The sequence below is a fragment of the Luteimonas qiangzhengi genome, from assembly GCF_039548515.1.
Classification (GTDB): domain Bacteria; phylum Pseudomonadota; class Gammaproteobacteria; order Xanthomonadales; family Xanthomonadaceae; genus Luteimonas.
In genome coordinates this window covers 123,679-138,854 of the sequence record NZ_JBCLVE010000008.1, presented here as the reverse complement: position 1 = coordinate 138,854, position 15,176 = coordinate 123,679, and the positions used below count along the sequence as shown (strand labels likewise).

At 67.8% G+C, this 15,176-nt stretch carries 13 protein-coding genes and 1 pseudogene; all 14 read left to right on the top strand.

Going from position 1 to position 15,176, the window contains the following annotated elements; all coding sequences use genetic code 11:
- Positions 1-55: 55 nt before the first annotated feature.
- The 14 genes and pseudogenes from WCE59_RS07360 to gspD all read left to right on the top strand — a co-directional run bounded on the left by WCE59_RS07360 (position 56) and on the right by gspD (position 15,176).
- Positions 56-1,909 carry a S8 family serine peptidase gene (locus WCE59_RS07360; RefSeq protein ID WP_343258093.1) on the top strand — a complete coding sequence of 618 codons (1,854 nt, stop codon included), beginning with the start codon at positions 56-58 and terminating at the stop codon, positions 1,907-1,909.
- Positions 1,910-2,057: 148 nt separating this feature from the next.
- Positions 2,058-3,938, top strand: a pseudogene (locus WCE59_RS07355) (S8 family peptidase); the annotation flags it as partial.
- A gap of 54 nt (positions 3,939-3,992) precedes the next feature.
- A complete protein-coding gene (locus tag WCE59_RS13785) occupies positions 3,993-4,280 on the top strand; it encodes a PPC domain-containing protein (RefSeq protein ID WP_449284132.1) in 288 nt (95 codons plus the stop codon).
- A 146-nt stretch (positions 4,281-4,426) separates the two neighbouring features.
- Positions 4,427-6,178 (top strand): type II secretion system ATPase GspE, encoded by a 1,752-nt coding sequence (gene gspE, locus WCE59_RS07350; protein ID WP_343258129.1) that lies wholly within the window; start codon positions 4,427-4,429, stop codon positions 6,176-6,178.
- Between the two features lie 36 nt (positions 6,179-6,214).
- Positions 6,215-7,432, top strand: a complete 1,218-nt coding sequence (gene xpsF / locus WCE59_RS07345; RefSeq protein ID WP_343258091.1) for a type II secretion system protein XpsF — start codon at positions 6,215-6,217, stop codon at positions 7,430-7,432.
- 93 nt (positions 7,433-7,525) lie between these two features.
- Positions 7,526-7,948 (top strand): type II secretion system major pseudopilin GspG, encoded by a 423-nt coding sequence (gene gspG, locus WCE59_RS07340; protein WP_343258090.1) that lies wholly within the window; start codon positions 7,526-7,528, stop codon positions 7,946-7,948.
- A gap of 18 nt (positions 7,949-7,966) precedes the next feature.
- Positions 7,967-8,416, top strand: a complete 450-nt coding sequence (gene xpsH / locus WCE59_RS07335) for a type II secretion system protein XpsH (protein WP_343258089.1) — start codon at positions 7,967-7,969, stop codon at positions 8,414-8,416.
- A complete protein-coding gene (xpsI, locus tag WCE59_RS07330; RefSeq protein WP_343258087.1) occupies positions 8,413-8,853 on the top strand; it encodes a type II secretion system protein XpsI in 441 nt (146 codons plus the stop codon). Before xpsH ends, xpsI begins: the two co-directional genes overlap by 4 nt.
- The gene (locus WCE59_RS07325) at positions 8,850-9,515 is read left to right on the top strand and encodes a prepilin-type N-terminal cleavage/methylation domain-containing protein (protein ID WP_343258086.1); all 666 of its coding nucleotides are present in this window, start codon (positions 8,850-8,852) and stop codon (positions 9,513-9,515) included. The genes xpsI and WCE59_RS07325 overlap by 4 nt, the downstream gene beginning before the upstream one ends.
- On the top strand, positions 9,512-10,390 hold the full coding sequence (locus tag WCE59_RS07320) for a type II secretion system minor pseudopilin (protein ID WP_343258085.1): 879 nt from the start codon (positions 9,512-9,514) through the stop codon (positions 10,388-10,390). Before WCE59_RS07325 ends, WCE59_RS07320 begins: the two co-directional genes overlap by 4 nt.
- Entirely contained in the window at positions 10,383-11,555 is a 1,173-nt protein-coding gene (locus WCE59_RS07315) for a PilN domain-containing protein (protein WP_343258084.1), read from the top strand. The genes WCE59_RS07320 and WCE59_RS07315 overlap by 8 nt, the downstream gene beginning before the upstream one ends.
- On the top strand, positions 11,536-12,147 hold the full coding sequence (gene gspM, locus WCE59_RS07310; RefSeq protein WP_343258083.1) for a type II secretion system protein GspM: 612 nt from the start codon (positions 11,536-11,538) through the stop codon (positions 12,145-12,147). The genes WCE59_RS07315 and gspM overlap by 20 nt, the downstream gene beginning before the upstream one ends.
- Positions 12,137-12,898, top strand: coding sequence for a hypothetical protein (locus WCE59_RS07305; protein ID WP_343258082.1), 762 nt, complete (start codon positions 12,137-12,139; stop codon positions 12,896-12,898). The genes gspM and WCE59_RS07305 overlap by 11 nt, the downstream gene beginning before the upstream one ends.
- Positions 12,899-12,908: 10 nt before the next feature.
- Positions 12,909-15,176 (top strand): type II secretion system secretin GspD, encoded by a 2,268-nt coding sequence (gene gspD / locus WCE59_RS07300; RefSeq protein ID WP_343258081.1) that lies wholly within the window; start codon positions 12,909-12,911, stop codon positions 15,174-15,176.

Below are 15,176 nucleotides of genomic sequence, written 5' to 3'. Positions count from 1 at the left end.
AAAAGTTAGCAAGTAAAGATCGATCAAACAGGTAAATCAGGAGAGTAACGTGCGGTTGAATAACAAAAAGTTGGCTCTGGGTGCGTTGACCGTTGCGATGGCAGCGGCGTTTGGTGTGGCCCCGGCATTTGCCGGCGCCGGGGTCGAGTACGTGCGCGCCAATACCGGCGTGATCGAGCAAGGGGAAACCTACGACCGGTTCGTAGTGAAGTACCGGGAAGGAAGCGCACAGAAGGCGAATACCGCTACGTTGCTGCGTTCTGTCAATACGGCTGCAGCCCGCGTGGCTCCGGCCGCCCGCGGCGGAGTGGGTGCGCTGCGCGCCGCTCCGTTGCAGGCCCGTCATGACCGCCGCCTCGCGGTGGGCGCGGATGTCATCAGTTTCTCCCAGCGTCTGGACCATGCGCAGGCGAAGGCACTAATCGAGCAGATCGCCGCCGACCCGAACGTCGAGTATGTCGAGCCGGAAATGATCCTGGTGCGGCTGGCTGAGCCGAACGATCCGCGTTGGAACGATCAGTGGGGCCTGCATACGCCGGACCAGAGCGGCGGTGGCATCAACCTGCCGTCTGCGCTGGAAAAGGTCTCGGGTGAAGGTGTGGTCGTGGCCGTGCTCGACACCGGCGTGGTCTCCCATCCGGACCTGAACGCCAACGTCCTATTGGAGCAGGGCTACGATTTCGTCGACCGTATTCCCGGCGGCTATGACCCGGGTGACTTCACCACCGGCTCGGAAGGCTGCGGCGTAGGCGCCAGTTCCTGGCATGGCACCCACGTAGCCGGCACGGTCGCTGCAGTCACCAACAACGGCGTTGGCGTGGCGGGCGTTGCGCCCGATGCAGCGGTGCTGCCGGTGCGCGTGCTGGGCAAGTGCGGCGGCGGCTCGGTCGATATTGCCGACGGTATCGTCTGGGCTGCAGGTGGCAGCGTCAGCGGTGCGTCCGGCAACGAGTTCAAGGCGGACGTGATCAACATGAGCCTGGGAGGGCGCAATCCCTCTGTCTGTGCGAACGTGTTCAAGGATGCGCTTGCCTTTGCTCACCAGGAGGGCGTGACCGTGGTTGTGGCCGCCGGCAACTCCGATGGTGACGTCACCCAGGAGAGCGGCGTGGGTTACACCATGGGCAACTGTTCCAACGATATCGTGGTGGTCGGCGGCGTGGGCCCGCTGGGACGTCGCGGCGGCGTTGCCAGTAACGGTAGTACCCAGTCAGGCCATGGCTCCAGCCATGGTGTGCGGGTGGACGTTGCCGGGCCGATGGGCAGCGGCTGGGATTACAACGAGGAGCAGGTGCTCTCGACGGTGGATGTGGGAACGCAGGGGCCGGAGGGTCCGGGCTACGACTATTACTACGGTACCTCGATGGCCTCTCCGCACGTGGCGGGCGTGGCTGCCCTGGTGATTTCCGCGTCGGAAGAGCCGCTGAGCCCGGATGAGGTCAAGGCGATCCTGAAGGACTCCGCGCGCACGTTCCCGACGCCGGTGGACAAGCCGATCGGTACCGGCATCGTTGATGCGGATGCGGCTGTGACGCTCGCGCTCGAAGGCCCGCCGCCGCCGTGCGATCCGGAAGTGGAAGAGTGTGAACCTCCGGCGCCGGAAGCCATCGTCCTGTTCAACCAGGTGCCGGTGCGCGGCCTGGGCGGTACCGGTGGCGACGTGCTGTATTCGCTGGAAGTGCCGGCCGGCGTGAGCGGCGTGCTGAGCATCACCACCAGCGGTGGCAGCGGCAACGTGTCGTTGCAGGTGAGCCTGGATGAGGAGCCGACCGAAGGTGCCGTGGGCTGGTCGTCCGCCCGTCCCGGCAACAACGAGACGGTGCGGGTCAACAACCCGGCCGCCGGCATCTACTACATCAAGCTGAGCGGCAGCTACAGCAACGTCACCCTGCAAGCGCGGCACAACTGATGTTCCGCAACATGTAAGCGCTTCATGGAACCCCGGCTTCAGCCGGGGTTCTCTTTTCCGGATACCGGGAGGTTCGGTGTCCACCAGCAGGAAGCAATGCACTGTCAGTGCCGATCCCTTTGAAATGCCAATCGAGGTGATAACGACTATGAACAAGCACAAGATCAGTTTGGCAATTGGTGTAATCCTCGTCGCGGGCGCAGCAACGCCCGGCGCATTCGCCTCCGGTCCGATTCCGGAAGGGCACGTGAGCGAGGCGCCACAGGCTGACCAGCAAGCTGCGGCAGGGCAGCGCTTCGTGGTGAAGTACCGGCAGCCTTCCCTGGCTTCGGACAGCCGTGCCGCTTCGCGGGTGCTGGGCGCAGCCGTCTCACGGGCAGGCCTTGACCGCACGCTGCCCGCCGCGCGCGGTTCCAGTGGCCGGGTCGGGGTATCTGCGGGCGTGCTGCGCACGATGGCAGCGCCTGGCTGGCAGGTTGTGCGCACTTCGCGGTTGCTGACGGATGCCGAATCGGCAGGTTTTATCCGCGAACTGTCTGCTGACCCGGCGGTTGAACGCGTTGAGGTGGACCAGCTCTATCACCATCTGGCGACAGCGGTTCCGGCCGCTGCGCCTGACGATCCGAACTACGCGCAGTACCAGTGGAACTTCTACAACGAAGCCGGGGGAGTGAGGGCGGAAGAGGCGTGGGAGATTTCCACCGGCGAAGGAGTGGTGGTGGCGGTGCTGGATACCGGCATTACCCAGGACACCCTGGACCTGGCAGCCAACGTCATCCCGGGCTACGACATGATCAGCGATGCGCGGGTGTCGCGCCGCGCCGCGGATGGCCGAGTTGCCGGTGGTTGGGACATCGGATCGTGGACCGAGCAGGATTACTGCGTGCCGCTTGGTGCGCCGCCGCATGGTCCAACCAACAGCTCCTGGCACGGAACGCATGTTGCCGGCACGATTGCCCAGGAAACCAACAACGGGATCGGGCTGGCCGGCATCGCGCCTGGCGCGAAGGTGATGCCGATCCGGGTGCTGGGATCGTGCGGTGGTTTTGGCAGCGATATTTCAGACGCCATGGTGTGGGCCGCCGGCGGTTCAGTGCCCGGCCTGCCGGACAACGAGAATCCGGCCGAGGTGCTCAACATGAGCCTGGGCAGCTCCGGCCCGGCTGCATGTCCCGGGATCTATCAGGACGCGATCGATGAGGTCAACGCCCGCGGTTCGATCATCGTGGTCGCTGCGGGCAACGGCAATGCCAGCGCCGGCAACTACACGATGGCCTCGTGTGACGGCGTGATCAGCATCGGCGCAACCGGTATTGCGGGTAACAAAGCCGGCTATTCAAACCACGGTGCCCGCGTGGACCTGTCCGCGCCCGGCGGCGGCGGGGGTGTCGACGGCAACCCGAACGGCTATATCTGGCAGGTGATCAACGGCGGCACGCAGGGTCCGGTGGCAGGTCAATGGCTGCTCGGTGGCAAGGCCGGCACGTCAATGTCGTCCCCGCACGTTGCAGCCGCTGCGGCAATGGTTCAGAGCGTCGTGGACATGCCGCTGGACTGGGAGCAGATGCGCAACCTGCTGACCAGTACCGCACGCGCTTTCCCGGTGGCTCCGCCGGCTGGAACGCCGATAGGTGCAGGCATCCTTGATTTGAAGGCACTGCTCGACAAGGCCACCGAAGTGCCCTGCGATCCAGAGGTCGAAGAGTGTGAGGAGCCCGGCATCGAAGCCACTCCAATCGCCAACAAGGTGCCGATGCGCGGGTTGTCCGGTTCCGCCGGCAACGAGACGCTCTACGCTCTGGAAGTGCCCGCGGGCGTGACCGGTGTGCTGAGCATCACCAGCTCGGGCGGCAGCGGCAATGCTTCGATGTTCGTCAGCCTGGACGAAGAGCCCAGCGAGGATGCTTCCGATTGGCGTTCCACCCGTCCCGGCAACAACGAGACGGTGCGCGTCAACAACCCTGCAGCCGGCACGTACTTCATCAAGCTTGCCGGTAGCTACAGCAACCTGACCCTGCAGGGGCGGTTCGAAGCTCCGGAAAATGGCGAGCCGGAGCCGGGTGGCAATGAGCTGGAGAACGGCGTGCCTGTGACCGGCATTTCCGGTGCCGCCAGCAGCCAGCAGTTCTGGACCATCAACGTCCCGGCGGGCACTGCTTCCCTGAACGTGGCGATGGCCGGTGGCACTGGTGATGCGGACCTGTACGTGCAGCATGGCGCCCAGCCCACCGCCACCAGCTATGAGTGTCGTCCCTACCTGGTTGGCAACAACGAGACCTGCACGATCTCCAGTCCGGCGGCGGGGACCTGGCACGTGATGATCGGCGCGTTCACCACCTTCAGCGGCGTCAGCCTGACTGGCAGCTACTGAGCCTTGACGTCCCTTTCCCGGCTCCGGCCGGGATCGGGTCGAATCCAATGGGCCCCGGTCAGTCCGGGGCCTTCTTTTTGCGCGCAGGATGTAAAGTGGGACCAGGAAAAACAGGACCTGACAACGTGACTGCGGCCTCCGAAAAAATGACCAGGGCGGCTGGTGGCGAACCAGCCGGGATCCTTGCGGCGGTAGAGGGCGTCGCGTCGGCCGAACAGCGCGTGATTGCGGTCTTGTTGGAGCAGGGCAGGCTGAAAGAGCCCGATCTTGCCCGGGCCCGGCGTTTGCATGAGGAAGCCGGTGGCAGCCTGCTGGGCCTGCTCGGCAGGCTGGGGCTGGTGTCCGAGCGTGACCATGCCGAAGCCTGCGCCACGGTGTTGGGCCTGCGCCTGGTGGCGGGCAAGCAGCTGCCTGAAGAGCCGCCCGAACTGATCGAGGGCGCGCAGCCGCTGTCACCGCGGTTCCTGCGCCAGTTCAATGTGTGTCCGCTGGGCGAGTCACAGGGGCGGCTCGTGCTGTGGATGGCCGATCCGTTCGATGACTACGCCCGCCAGGCCGTGCGCTTGGCCACCGGTTTGCAGGTGCAGCCGGTGGTGGGCGTGCGGTCGGAGATCGATGATCTGATTGAACGCTGGTACGGACAGGGTCGCAGCGCGATGGGCGCGATCGTGGAAACCGCCGACGGCGAAGCCGGCGACATGGACGACGTGGAGCATCTGCGCGACCTGGCCAGCGAGGCACCGGTGATCCGGCTGGTGAACCTGGTGATCCAGCGGGCGGTGGAGCTGCGCGCCTCCGATATCCATATCGAGCCGTTCGAGAACCGGCTCAAGGTGCGTTACCGGGTGGACGGGGTGCTGGTGGAGGGCGAAAGCCCGCCGGCCAACCTGACCGCCGCGGTGATCAGCCGCATCAAGATCATGGCCCGGCTCAACATCGCCGAGCGCCGGCTGCCGCAGGATGGGCGGATCATGCTGCGGGTACAGGGCAAGGAGCTGGACCTGCGCGTGAGCACGATGCCGACCGCGCACGGCGAGAGCGTGGTGATGCGCCTGCTCGACCGCGAGACGGTGGTGTTCGACTTCGAGCGGCTGGGCTTTACCGATCAGTTTCTGCCGCAGTTCCAGAAGGTGCTGGAGCAGCCGCACGGAATCCTGCTGGTGACCGGCCCGACCGGTTCAGGCAAGACCACCACCCTGTATACCGCGCTGTCGAAACTCAATACGCCCGGGGTCAAGATCATCACCGTCGAGGATCCGGTGGAATACCAGATCGAGGGCATCAACCAGATCCAGGCCAAGCCGCAGATCGGGCTGGACTTCGCCCACGCGCTGCGCTCGATCGTGCGCCAGGATCCGGACATCATCATGATCGGCGAAATGCGCGATCTGGAGACCGCGCGCATCGCAATCCAGTCGGCGCTCACCGGCCACCTGGTGCTGAGCACCCTGCACACCAACAACGCCGCCGGCGGCATCAGCCGCATGCTGGACATGGGAGTGGAGGATTACCTGCTGACCTCCACCGTGAACGGGATCCTGGCCCAGCGCCTGGTGCGGCAGCTGGAGCCCACCCATGCGGAGCGCTATCCGGCTTCCGCGGAGGAGATTGAAAAGTTTGACCTGCGGCGCTTCCAGCCGCACGGCGAGATCATGCTGTATCGCCCGCGTGCGTCGGAGCTGACTTCGACCGGCTATCTGGGACGCACCACGATCATGGAATTTCTGGTGATGAACGACGAGCTGCGCCGGGCGGTGATGCGCCACGCCGGCATGGGCGAGATCGAACAGATCGCCCGCCAGCACGGCATGCGCACCATGTATGAGGACGGGATCGTCAAAGCGCTGGCCGGGGTGACCACCATCGAGGAAGTGTTGAGGGTCACGGAAGATGCATAGGCTGCTTCCCCTGCCGGCGGCCTCGGGTGCTGATTGATGGCCCAGTACCGCTACAAGGCACTCAACGCGCGCGGCGAATCGCTTGAGGGCGTAATGGAAGCGGCCAGCGAAGCCGAGGTGGTGCAGCGCCTGCAGGAGCAGGGGAACATGCCGGTCGAGGCGCGGCCGGCGAGCGAGGGGGGAGGTTCGACCAACTGGCGCGCGCTGTTGCGGCCCAAGCCTTTCGCCGGCCAGCGGCTGGTGCAGTTCACCCAGCAGCTGGCGACCCTGCTGGCGGCGGGGCAGCCGCTGGACCGGGCCCTGACCATCCTGCTGGACCTGCCCGAAGATGCGGCCGCCAAGCGCACCATCACGGATATCCGCGATGCGGTGCGCGGCGGCAGCCCGCTGTCGCAGGCGCTGGAGCGCCAGCATGGGGCGTTCTCGCGCCTGTACGTGAACATGGTCCGCGCGGGCGAGGCCGGCGGCACCCTGCACGACACCCTGCAGCGGCTGGCCGATTACCTGGAGCGCAGCAGTGAGCTGCGTGGGCGGGTAGTCAACGCGATGATCTATCCGGCGATCCTGATGGGAATGGTGGGCCTGTCGCTGCTGTTCCTGCTGGGCTACGTGGTGCCGCAGTTCGCCGGCATGTATGAAAGCCTGGATGCCGACCTGCCGCTGTTCACCCGGCTGGTGCTGGGCGTGGGCGAACTGGTTCGCGACTGGTGGCTGCTGATGCTGGCGGTGCCGCTGCTGGCCCTGCTGTGGTTTGACCGCAGGCTGCGCGACGCGGTATTTCGCGCCCGTTTTGACGGCTGGCTGCTCGGCACCCGGCTGGCCGGATCGCTGGTGGCCCGGCTGGAAACCGCCCGCCTGGCCCGTACCCTGGGCACCCTGTTGAAGAACGGCGTGCCGCTGCTGGCGGCGCTGGGCATCGCCCGCAACGTGCTCGGCAACCGCGCGCTGGCGGCGGATGTCGAAGCGGCAGCCGAGGAGGTCAAGGGCGGGGTGGGCCTGTCGGTGGCGCTGGGTCGGAACAAGCGCTTCCCGCGCCTGGCGCTGCAGATGATCCAGGTCGGCGAGGAGTCCGGCGCGCTGGATTCCATGTTGCTCAAGACCGCCGATACTTTCGAGCAGGAAACCGGGCAGGCACTGGACCGCATGCTGGCGGCGCTGGTGCCGGTGGTGACCCTGCTGTTGGCCGGCATCGTCGGGGTGGTGATCCTGGCGGTGCTGGTTCCCATTTACGATCTCACCAATGTCATAGGTTGATGTATGAACAGATATCGTTATTGCCGACGGGCCGGGCGTGTTTGGGTTTCAGCCCCAGGGCTGGAGTCGGGACTGGAGTCGAAAAGCGGCCGTATGCCGGCCACTGGCACGGCGCGTTCAATGCAGCGCGGCTTCAGTCTGATCGAAATCATCGTGGTGGTGGTGCTGATTGGCGGCATCGTCGCGTTCGCGGCCAGCCGCATCCTGGGCGGCGGCGACCGTGCCCGGGTCAACCTGGCCCAGGCCCAGGTGCAGACCCTGGTCGACAAGGTCGAAGGCTATGAAATGGATACCGGCACGTTGCCCGGCAGCCTCAGCGACCTGGTGGTGCAGCCCTCCGGCGTGAGCGGCTGGCTGGGTCCGTACGCGACCCAGGGCGAGCTGACCGACCCCTGGAACACCCCATTTGAATACCGGGTACCGGGTGACAACCGCCGTTTTGACATCGTCAGCTACGGCGCGGACCGCCAGCCGGGCGGCGAAAGCGTCAACGCGGACATCGGCATCCGGCAGTAGCCGGGCCGGGAGCGCGGGATGGGCAGGCGCCAGCGCGGGTTTTCACTGCTGGAAGTGATCGCGGTGGTCGCCCTGATCGCCATCGCCAGCCTGCTCGCGGTGGGCGTGCTGGGTGGAGGACTGGAGCGCATGCAGATGCGCTCGGCCGCCAAGGATATTGCCGCCAACCTGCGCTTCACCCGCGCCCATGCGTTGGCCACCGGCACCCCGCAGCGTTTCACCATCGATCCTGTGGCCCGCACCTGGCAGGCGCCGCGGGATCGCAGCGGACGGATCCCGGCGCGCATGGAAGTGGAGTTCACCGGCGCGCGCGAAGCGCAGGTGCGCGGTGACGAAGGGGCGGTGGTGTTTTTCGACGACGGTGCTTCCACCGGCGGCCGGGTGCGGCTGCAGTCCGGCGGCGCGCGCTGGGACATCGACGTGGCCTGGCTGACCGGCGAAGTCCGCATCCATCGGGGCCAGCCATGACGGGCCAGGCACGCCCGGGCTCGCGCCAGCGCGGCTACACCCTGATCGAGGTGCTGGTGGCGTTCTCGGTGCTGGCCCTGGCGCTGACCCTGCTGCTGGGCACGCTGTCGGGCTCCACCCGCCAAGTGCGCTGGTCGGCCGATGCCGGTCGCGCGGCGCTGCACGCGCAGTCGCTGATCGCCCAGGCTGGCGTGGGTGAGCTGCTGTTGCCCGGCCGGCGTGAGGGCGAGCTGGACGCAGGACTCTACCGCTGGACGCTGGAAGTGGCGCCTTGGGTCGATCCCGCCCAGCCGCCGCAGCTGCTCGAAGCGGTCTCCGGTCCGGAGCTGATGGCGCTGCGGCTGCGTGTGCAATGGGGTGAGGGTGGCCCGGCGCAGAGTCTGCAGGTTGATTCGCTGCGCCTGGTGCAACCGGACCCCGCGGGGCGGTCGCTGTGAACGGCAGCAGCGCAATGGCCGGGCGGCACGCGCGCGGATTCACCCTGATCGAAGTGCTGGTGGCGACCGCGCTGCTGGCTGCCGGTCTTGCGCTGGCCTTTGCTACCCTGCGCGCCGCCACCGCCACGGTGGACAGGGGCGAGGCATTGGTGGCCAGCAGCGAGCGGATCCGGGCCGTGCAGGGATTCCTGCGCAGCCGGCTGGCCTCGGCCCATGCGTTGACCTTTGAGCATGAGTTGGCCGGCCCGGACCCGGTGTACTTCATCGGCGGGCGGGACCACATGCTGTTTGTCAGCGACGTGCCGGCGTATCTGGGTCATGGGGGGCCGGCGCTGCATGAAGTGGTCGCCGCCGGGGATCGTGACGGGCTGCGGCTGGAGGTCTCGTTTGCCACCGTGCTTGCGGGGCAGGTGTTCCGGGATGAGCCGGCGCGTCCGCCCGAGCCACTGGCCGCACAGCTGACCAGCGTGCGTTTCAGCTATCGGGGGCCGGATGCGGAGGGCGGGATGACCGACTGGCTGGATGAATGGCCCGATCCGCAGCGACTTCCGCTGCTGGTGCGCATCGAGGTGGAAGGCGAACGCGAGGGTGCCTGGCCGACCCTGGTGGTGGCCCCGTTCCAGGCGCAGGGCCAGGGATTCCCGGGAGGACCGCGACGTTGAGTGCACGACGGACCCCCAACGCCCAGCGCGGCGCGGCGCTGCTGCTGGTGATATGGCTGGTAGCGCTGCTGGCGGCGCTGGTGGGGGCGTTCGCCTTCTCGGCGCGGATCGAACACATCCAGGGCCGCGTGCTGTATCGCGGCGTGGTGGCGGACCAGGCCGCCCGGGCGGGGCTGGAATACGCCATGCTGCGGCTCGCCGACCGTGACCCGCTGACCGCCTGGGTGCCGGATGGGCGCTCGTACGACTGGGAGTTCGCCGGCATGCCGGTGCAGGTTCAGATCGTGGACGAGCGCGGCAAGATCGACCTCAACGTAGCCGAGCAGACCCTGCTCGCGGCCCTGATGGTGGCGCTGGGAGCCGATGAAACCGAAGCGCAGGTGCTGGCCGCGGCGATTGAAGACTGGCGCGACGAGGATGATCTGGGGCAGTTGGTGGGCTCTGCCGAAGCCCCCCAGTACGCGGCGGCTGGATTGCCCTACGGGCCGAGGAACGCGTGGTTTGAAACCGTGTCCGAACTGGAGCTCGTCCTGGGCATGCCTGCCGACCTCGCCGCGCGCATGGCGCCACACGTGACTGTGCACAACCCCTCGCCGGTTCCCGATCAGCGCTGGGCCAGCGGTCCGGTCCTGCAGGCCATGGGTCTGGACCCGGAAGTCGTTGAGGCAATGCGTGAGCCGGATCCCATGCTGGGTCCGGACCAGGGCTTCGTCGCAGGTGGCAGCGGAACGTATAGTATCGACAGCCTCGCGCGGCTGCCCGATGGGCGTCGGGCGCAACTGCAGGCAGTGGTTCGGGCGGGGGGGACCGCCCTGCCAGGTGCGGCCTATGTTTCCCTGCGCTGGAAGGAGGGTGCTTCGGCTCCCGATGACTGATGCCGACCACATCGCTGCGCCGCCTTCGCCCCCGTCGTTGATCCAGCGGCTGTGGCGCGAAGGCGGAAGCCGCCTGGGGCCATGGCTGGGGTTCTGGTCGTGGTGGAGCCGCGCGCTGGTGACCTGGGTTCCGGCCCGGCTGCGCGCGCTGCTGGGTCTGGACGGTCGGCGTCTGCTGCTGCGGCACGCGGATGCGGAGCTGTCGCTGGTCCTTGAACACAGTGAAGGCGAACCGGAACTGGCCCGCCTGCCGTGGTCCGCTGGCGATGCCGGCGGTGGCACCGCCATTCTGAATACGTTGCTGCCGGCTCGGCTGTCGGCGCTGCCGCGCTGGCTGGTGCTGCCGGCCGGGTCCGCCCTGCGACGGCCGATGACCGTGCCCATCGCTGCCGCCGACCGGCTGCGTGAGGTGCTGGGGTTCGAGATCGACCGGCAGACCCCATTCGCCGTCGGCGAGGTGTGTTTCGATGCCCGGGTGATCCGGCGCCGCAGCGACGGTCAGCTGGACGTCGAGCTGGTGGTGGTGCCGCGCGCGGCCTTCGATGCCGCCATCAGCGCGCTCGGCGATGCGGGTACCGGCCTGGCAGGCGTGGACCTTGACGATGACGGCGGTTCGCCGCTGGGGATCAACCTGTTGCCGGAAGCCGCGCGCGAGCGCCGCGCCGACCCCGGCCAGCGCTGGAACCTTGCCTTCGCCATGCTCGCGCTGCTGGCAGTAACCACCGCCATGTGGATGACCCTGGACAATCGCCGCCAGGCGGCGGATGCGTTCGAACAGACGTCGCAGCCGCTGATCGCCCAGGCCCGGCAGGCCTCGGACCAGCGCCGCCAGGTCGCCGACCATATTGAAGGCATGCAGTACCTGGACCAGCTGCGTGCCGCGCAGCCGGCCATGGTCGAGCTGCTCGACGAGCTGAGCCGCCTGCTGCCGGACGGCACCTATCTTGAAAAGCTGGCGGTCGAGAACGGCCGCCTGTTGCTGATCGGCCAGAGCACCGAGGCCTCGGCGCTGGTGCAGCAGCTCGGCAACTCGGCGCTGTGGCACTCGCCCGCGCTGGCCGGCGCGCTGCAGCCGGATCCGCGCAGCCGCCGCGATCGCTTCACCCTGACCGCAGAAGTTGCATCGACGTCAGCAGGAGGCGCCGATGCGCAGCCCGATCCCTGAGCGCGAGCGCTGGCTGGCGCTGGGCATCCTCCTTGTGCTGCTGGGGCTGGGCTACCTGTTGCTGGTGCACCCATGGTGGACGCGACCGATGCAGGAAGTCGGCGCGCGCATTGACTCCCTGCAGCAGCGCGACCTGCGCGCGCGCATGGCCCTGGCCCAGCAGCCCCAGGTGTTGGAGCAGCTGCAGGCGCAGCAGGAACAGGCCCTGCGCCGCCCCGGCTTCATGCCCGAGACCAGTCCGGAGCGCGCCACCGCGGCGCTGGTGCAGCAGCTGGAAACCGTGGTGGCCGAGGCCAGCCCCGGAAACCGCAGTTGCGCCATCATCAACCGCTCGCCCATGACCGATGTCCGCCAGGAGCGCTTTCCGCGGGCGGTGGTGCAGGTGCGCCTGCACTGCGGCGGGGCGGAGCTGGCCACGATCCTGCATGGGCTGGAAAGCGGCACGCCGCGGCTGTTCGTGGACAACCTGAACCTGTTGACCCATCAGCTGGGCGGCGTGCGGCTGGAGGAAGGGCGCGGCGCCGGACTGGATGTCACCTTCGACCTGATCGGCTACCTGCGGCCGCTGCCGGGAGCTGCCCATGCGAATTGAGCAGGCCGGCGCCAGGACCTGGCTGCTTGCGGCGGTGGCGCTTTGGGCGGTGTGCACGTGGGTGGTGGCGGCCTTCGGGCTGGGCGGCCGGGTGGAATCGCTGCCGGAAGATCCGGCCCTCCTGCAGCCACTGCCGCAGGCCGGCAGCCCCATTGACGACGGCTTGGGGCCGCTGCCGCAATATTCGGCCATCCGCGATCGTGCGCTGTTTGAAGCGGACCGCACGTACCGGCCGTTCCTGCTGGACGGCAGCGCGGAAGGTGCCGTCCAGGACACCGGTTTCGACGTGGTCCTGACCAGCGTATTGATCACCCCGCGCCTGCAGATGGCGATCGTGCAGCGTGATGAGGATGGCGGGGCGATGAGCTTCCGGGTGGGGGAGTCCTCGCCGCTGGCGCCGGACTGGACGCTGACTTCGGTCAGCCCGCGCAGCGCTGTCTTCAACGGGCCGGACGGTGAACTCAGGCTGGAGCTGCGGGTATTCGACGGCGTCGGCGGGGAGCCTCCCACGCCGATGGCTGATGGAGAGCCATCGCAGGAGGCAGCGGTCGACGCCGCAGCGCCGGCGCGCGATGCGCTGCGTCGCAGCGCTCCGGGCACCGGCGTGATCGCCGAAACCGGTGCCGGCAACGAGGCTGGCGACCGCAGCGAACAGGCCGAAGCCATCCGCGCCCGTATCGAGGCGCGGCGCGCGCGCCTGCGCGAGCAGCAATCATCGGCGTCGCCCACGCCGCAGCAGCAGAATCCGTAGAGTGCATTCCATGAAGCCATCCACCCTGTCCAAAGCAGCACTGGCCGCCCTGCTCACCACCCTGCTGGCCGCCTGCGCCACGCCGATGCCGCATATGCAGCGGGGCGGCACTGCGGGCATGCCCGAGCCGGTGATCCGCAGCAGCGTTGAAGCCGAGCCGCTGGAGGAATCCGGCCCGCCCCAGGCGCAGCTGCGCCATGGCAGCGGCCACACCATCAACCAGTCCGCGGCCAGCGCGCCACGGCCGGGCCTGGCCGCGACCAGCGGCGAGTCCACGTTCAATTTCGAAGGCGCGCCGGTGCACGCGGTGGTCAAGGCGATCCTGGGCGACATGCTGGGCCAGAACTACGTGATCGCGCCGGAAGTGCAGGGCACGGTGACCCTGGCCACGCCGCGCCCGGTGAGTGCTTCGGGCGCGCTGAGCATGCTGGAAATGGTGCTGGGCTGGAACAACGCCCGCATGATCTACAGCGATGGCCGCTACAACATCGTGCCGGCCGAAGGCGCCATGGCCACCGGTACCGTGTCCCCGCGCACCGGCGCCGCGGTGGATGCGCGCGGCTTCGAGGTGCGCACCGTGCCGCTGCGCTACATCTCGGCCACCGAGATGGAAAAGGTGCTCGAGCCCTACGCTCGCCCGGAAGCCATCGTCAGCGCCGACAACGCGCGCAACGTGATCACCGTGTCCGGCAGCCGCGCCGAGCTGGAGAACTACCTGCGCACGATCGAGATCTTCGATGTGGACTGGCTGGCGGGCATGTCGGTGGGCGTGTTCCCGCTGGAGTCCGGGCGCGCCTCGGAAGTGGTCAGCGATCTGGAAACGGTGTTCGGCGAGGACAGCGGTTCGCCAGTGGCCGGCATGTTCCGCTTCATGCCGCTTGATGGCGCCAACGCGATCATGGTGATCACCCCGCAGCCGGCCTACCTGGGGGAAGTGCAGCGCTGGCTGGAGCGGATCGACGGCGCCGGCCGCGATGCGCGGCTGTTTTCCTACGAGCTGAAATACATCAAGGCGATGGACCTGGCTGACCGCCTGGCCGAAGTGTTCGGCGCCGGTGGTGGGCGGATGGACGATGGCAGCGCTTCGCTGATGCCAGGCCTGCAGTCCACCAGCCTGAGCAGCAGCGGCGTGGGCGGGCGTGGCAGCAGCCTGGCGGTTGGCGGCGGCGAGTTTGGAGACGATGCCCGGCGCCGCGGCGGTGCAGATGGGCAAGGACGGCGAGGCGGCATGGCCAATGGCGGCCAGCTGCAGCTGGATGAAGCGGGTCCGGGATCGGGCAGCGTGACCCTGGAAATCGATGGCGACCAGGTGGGCGTCTCCGCCCTGGAAGAAACCAACACCCTGCTGGTGCGGTCCACCGCGCAGGCGTGGAAATCGATCCGCGAAGTGGTCGAACGCATGGACGTGATGCCCATGCAGGTGCACATCGAGGCCCAGGTGGTCGAGGTGGCGCTGGAGGGCGCGCTGGAATATGGCGTCAACTGGTTCTTTGAGCGCGCGGTGACCGATGCCGGCCTGCCGAACGCGGTCCGCCGCACCACCTGGAGCACGCTGGCCGGCAACCTGACCGGCACGCCGACCGGCGCGGGAGCGGCCGGGCTGGGCTGGACCTTCCTCGGTCGCAACGCGGCGGCGGTCATCTCGGCGCTGGATGAAGTGACCGATCTGCGCCTGCTGCAGACGCCCTCGGTATTCGTGCGCAACAACGCCGAAGCCGAACTCAACGTGGGCAGCCGCATTCCGGTCAACTCGGTGTCGATCAATCCCGGCATGGGCAGCGACACGGCCTACTCCCAGGTGCAGTACCTGGACACCGGCATCATCCTGAAGGTGCGCCCGCGGGTGACCCAGGACGGCATGGTGTTCCTGGATATCGCCCAGGAAGTCAGCTCGCCGCTGGGCGAGGTGGACGAGCGCGGCAACGTGCGCATCGACACCCGCTATCTGAAAACTGAAGCCGCAGTGCAGTCGGGCGATACGGTGATGCTGGCCGGGCTGATGAGCGAGGGCTCGGTGCGCGGTTCCACCGGCGTGCCGGGACTGAGCCGGATTCCGATCATCGGCGGGCTGTTTGGCCAGCAGCGCACCCGCAACGAGCGCAGCGAGGTGATCATCCTGCTGACCCCGTCGATCGTGCGCAATCCGCTTGAGGCGCGCCGCCTGACCGACGAGTACGGCCGACGCTTCCGCGCCATGGCGCCGATGTATGAGCGCGAGGCGCAGCAGGCCCGCGAGGCCCAGGAAGCCGCACGCGCGACTGCCACCGACGGCGACTGA

Coding starts and splice junctions, on each gene's coding strand:
- gspE (WP_343258129.1), top strand. CDS start 4,427: ATGACCAGGGCGGCTGGTGGCGAACCAGCCGGGATCCTTGCGGCGGTA.
- xpsF (WP_343258091.1), top strand. CDS start 6,215: ATGGCCCAGTACCGCTACAAGGCACTCAACGCGCGCGGCGAATCGCTT.
- gspG (WP_343258090.1), top strand. CDS start 7,526: ATGCCGGCCACTGGCACGGCGCGTTCAATGCAGCGCGGCTTCAGTCTG.
- xpsH (WP_343258089.1), top strand. CDS start 7,967: ATGGGCAGGCGCCAGCGCGGGTTTTCACTGCTGGAAGTGATCGCGGTG.
- xpsI (WP_343258087.1), top strand. CDS start 8,413: ATGACGGGCCAGGCACGCCCGGGCTCGCGCCAGCGCGGCTACACCCTG.
- WCE59_RS07315 (WP_343258084.1), top strand. CDS start 10,383: ATGACTGATGCCGACCACATCGCTGCGCCGCCTTCGCCCCCGTCGTTG.
- gspM (WP_343258083.1), top strand. CDS start 11,536: ATGCGCAGCCCGATCCCTGAGCGCGAGCGCTGGCTGGCGCTGGGCATC.
- WCE59_RS07305 (WP_343258082.1), top strand. CDS start 12,137: ATGCGAATTGAGCAGGCCGGCGCCAGGACCTGGCTGCTTGCGGCGGTG.
- gspD (WP_343258081.1), top strand. CDS start 12,909: ATGAAGCCATCCACCCTGTCCAAAGCAGCACTGGCCGCCCTGCTCACC.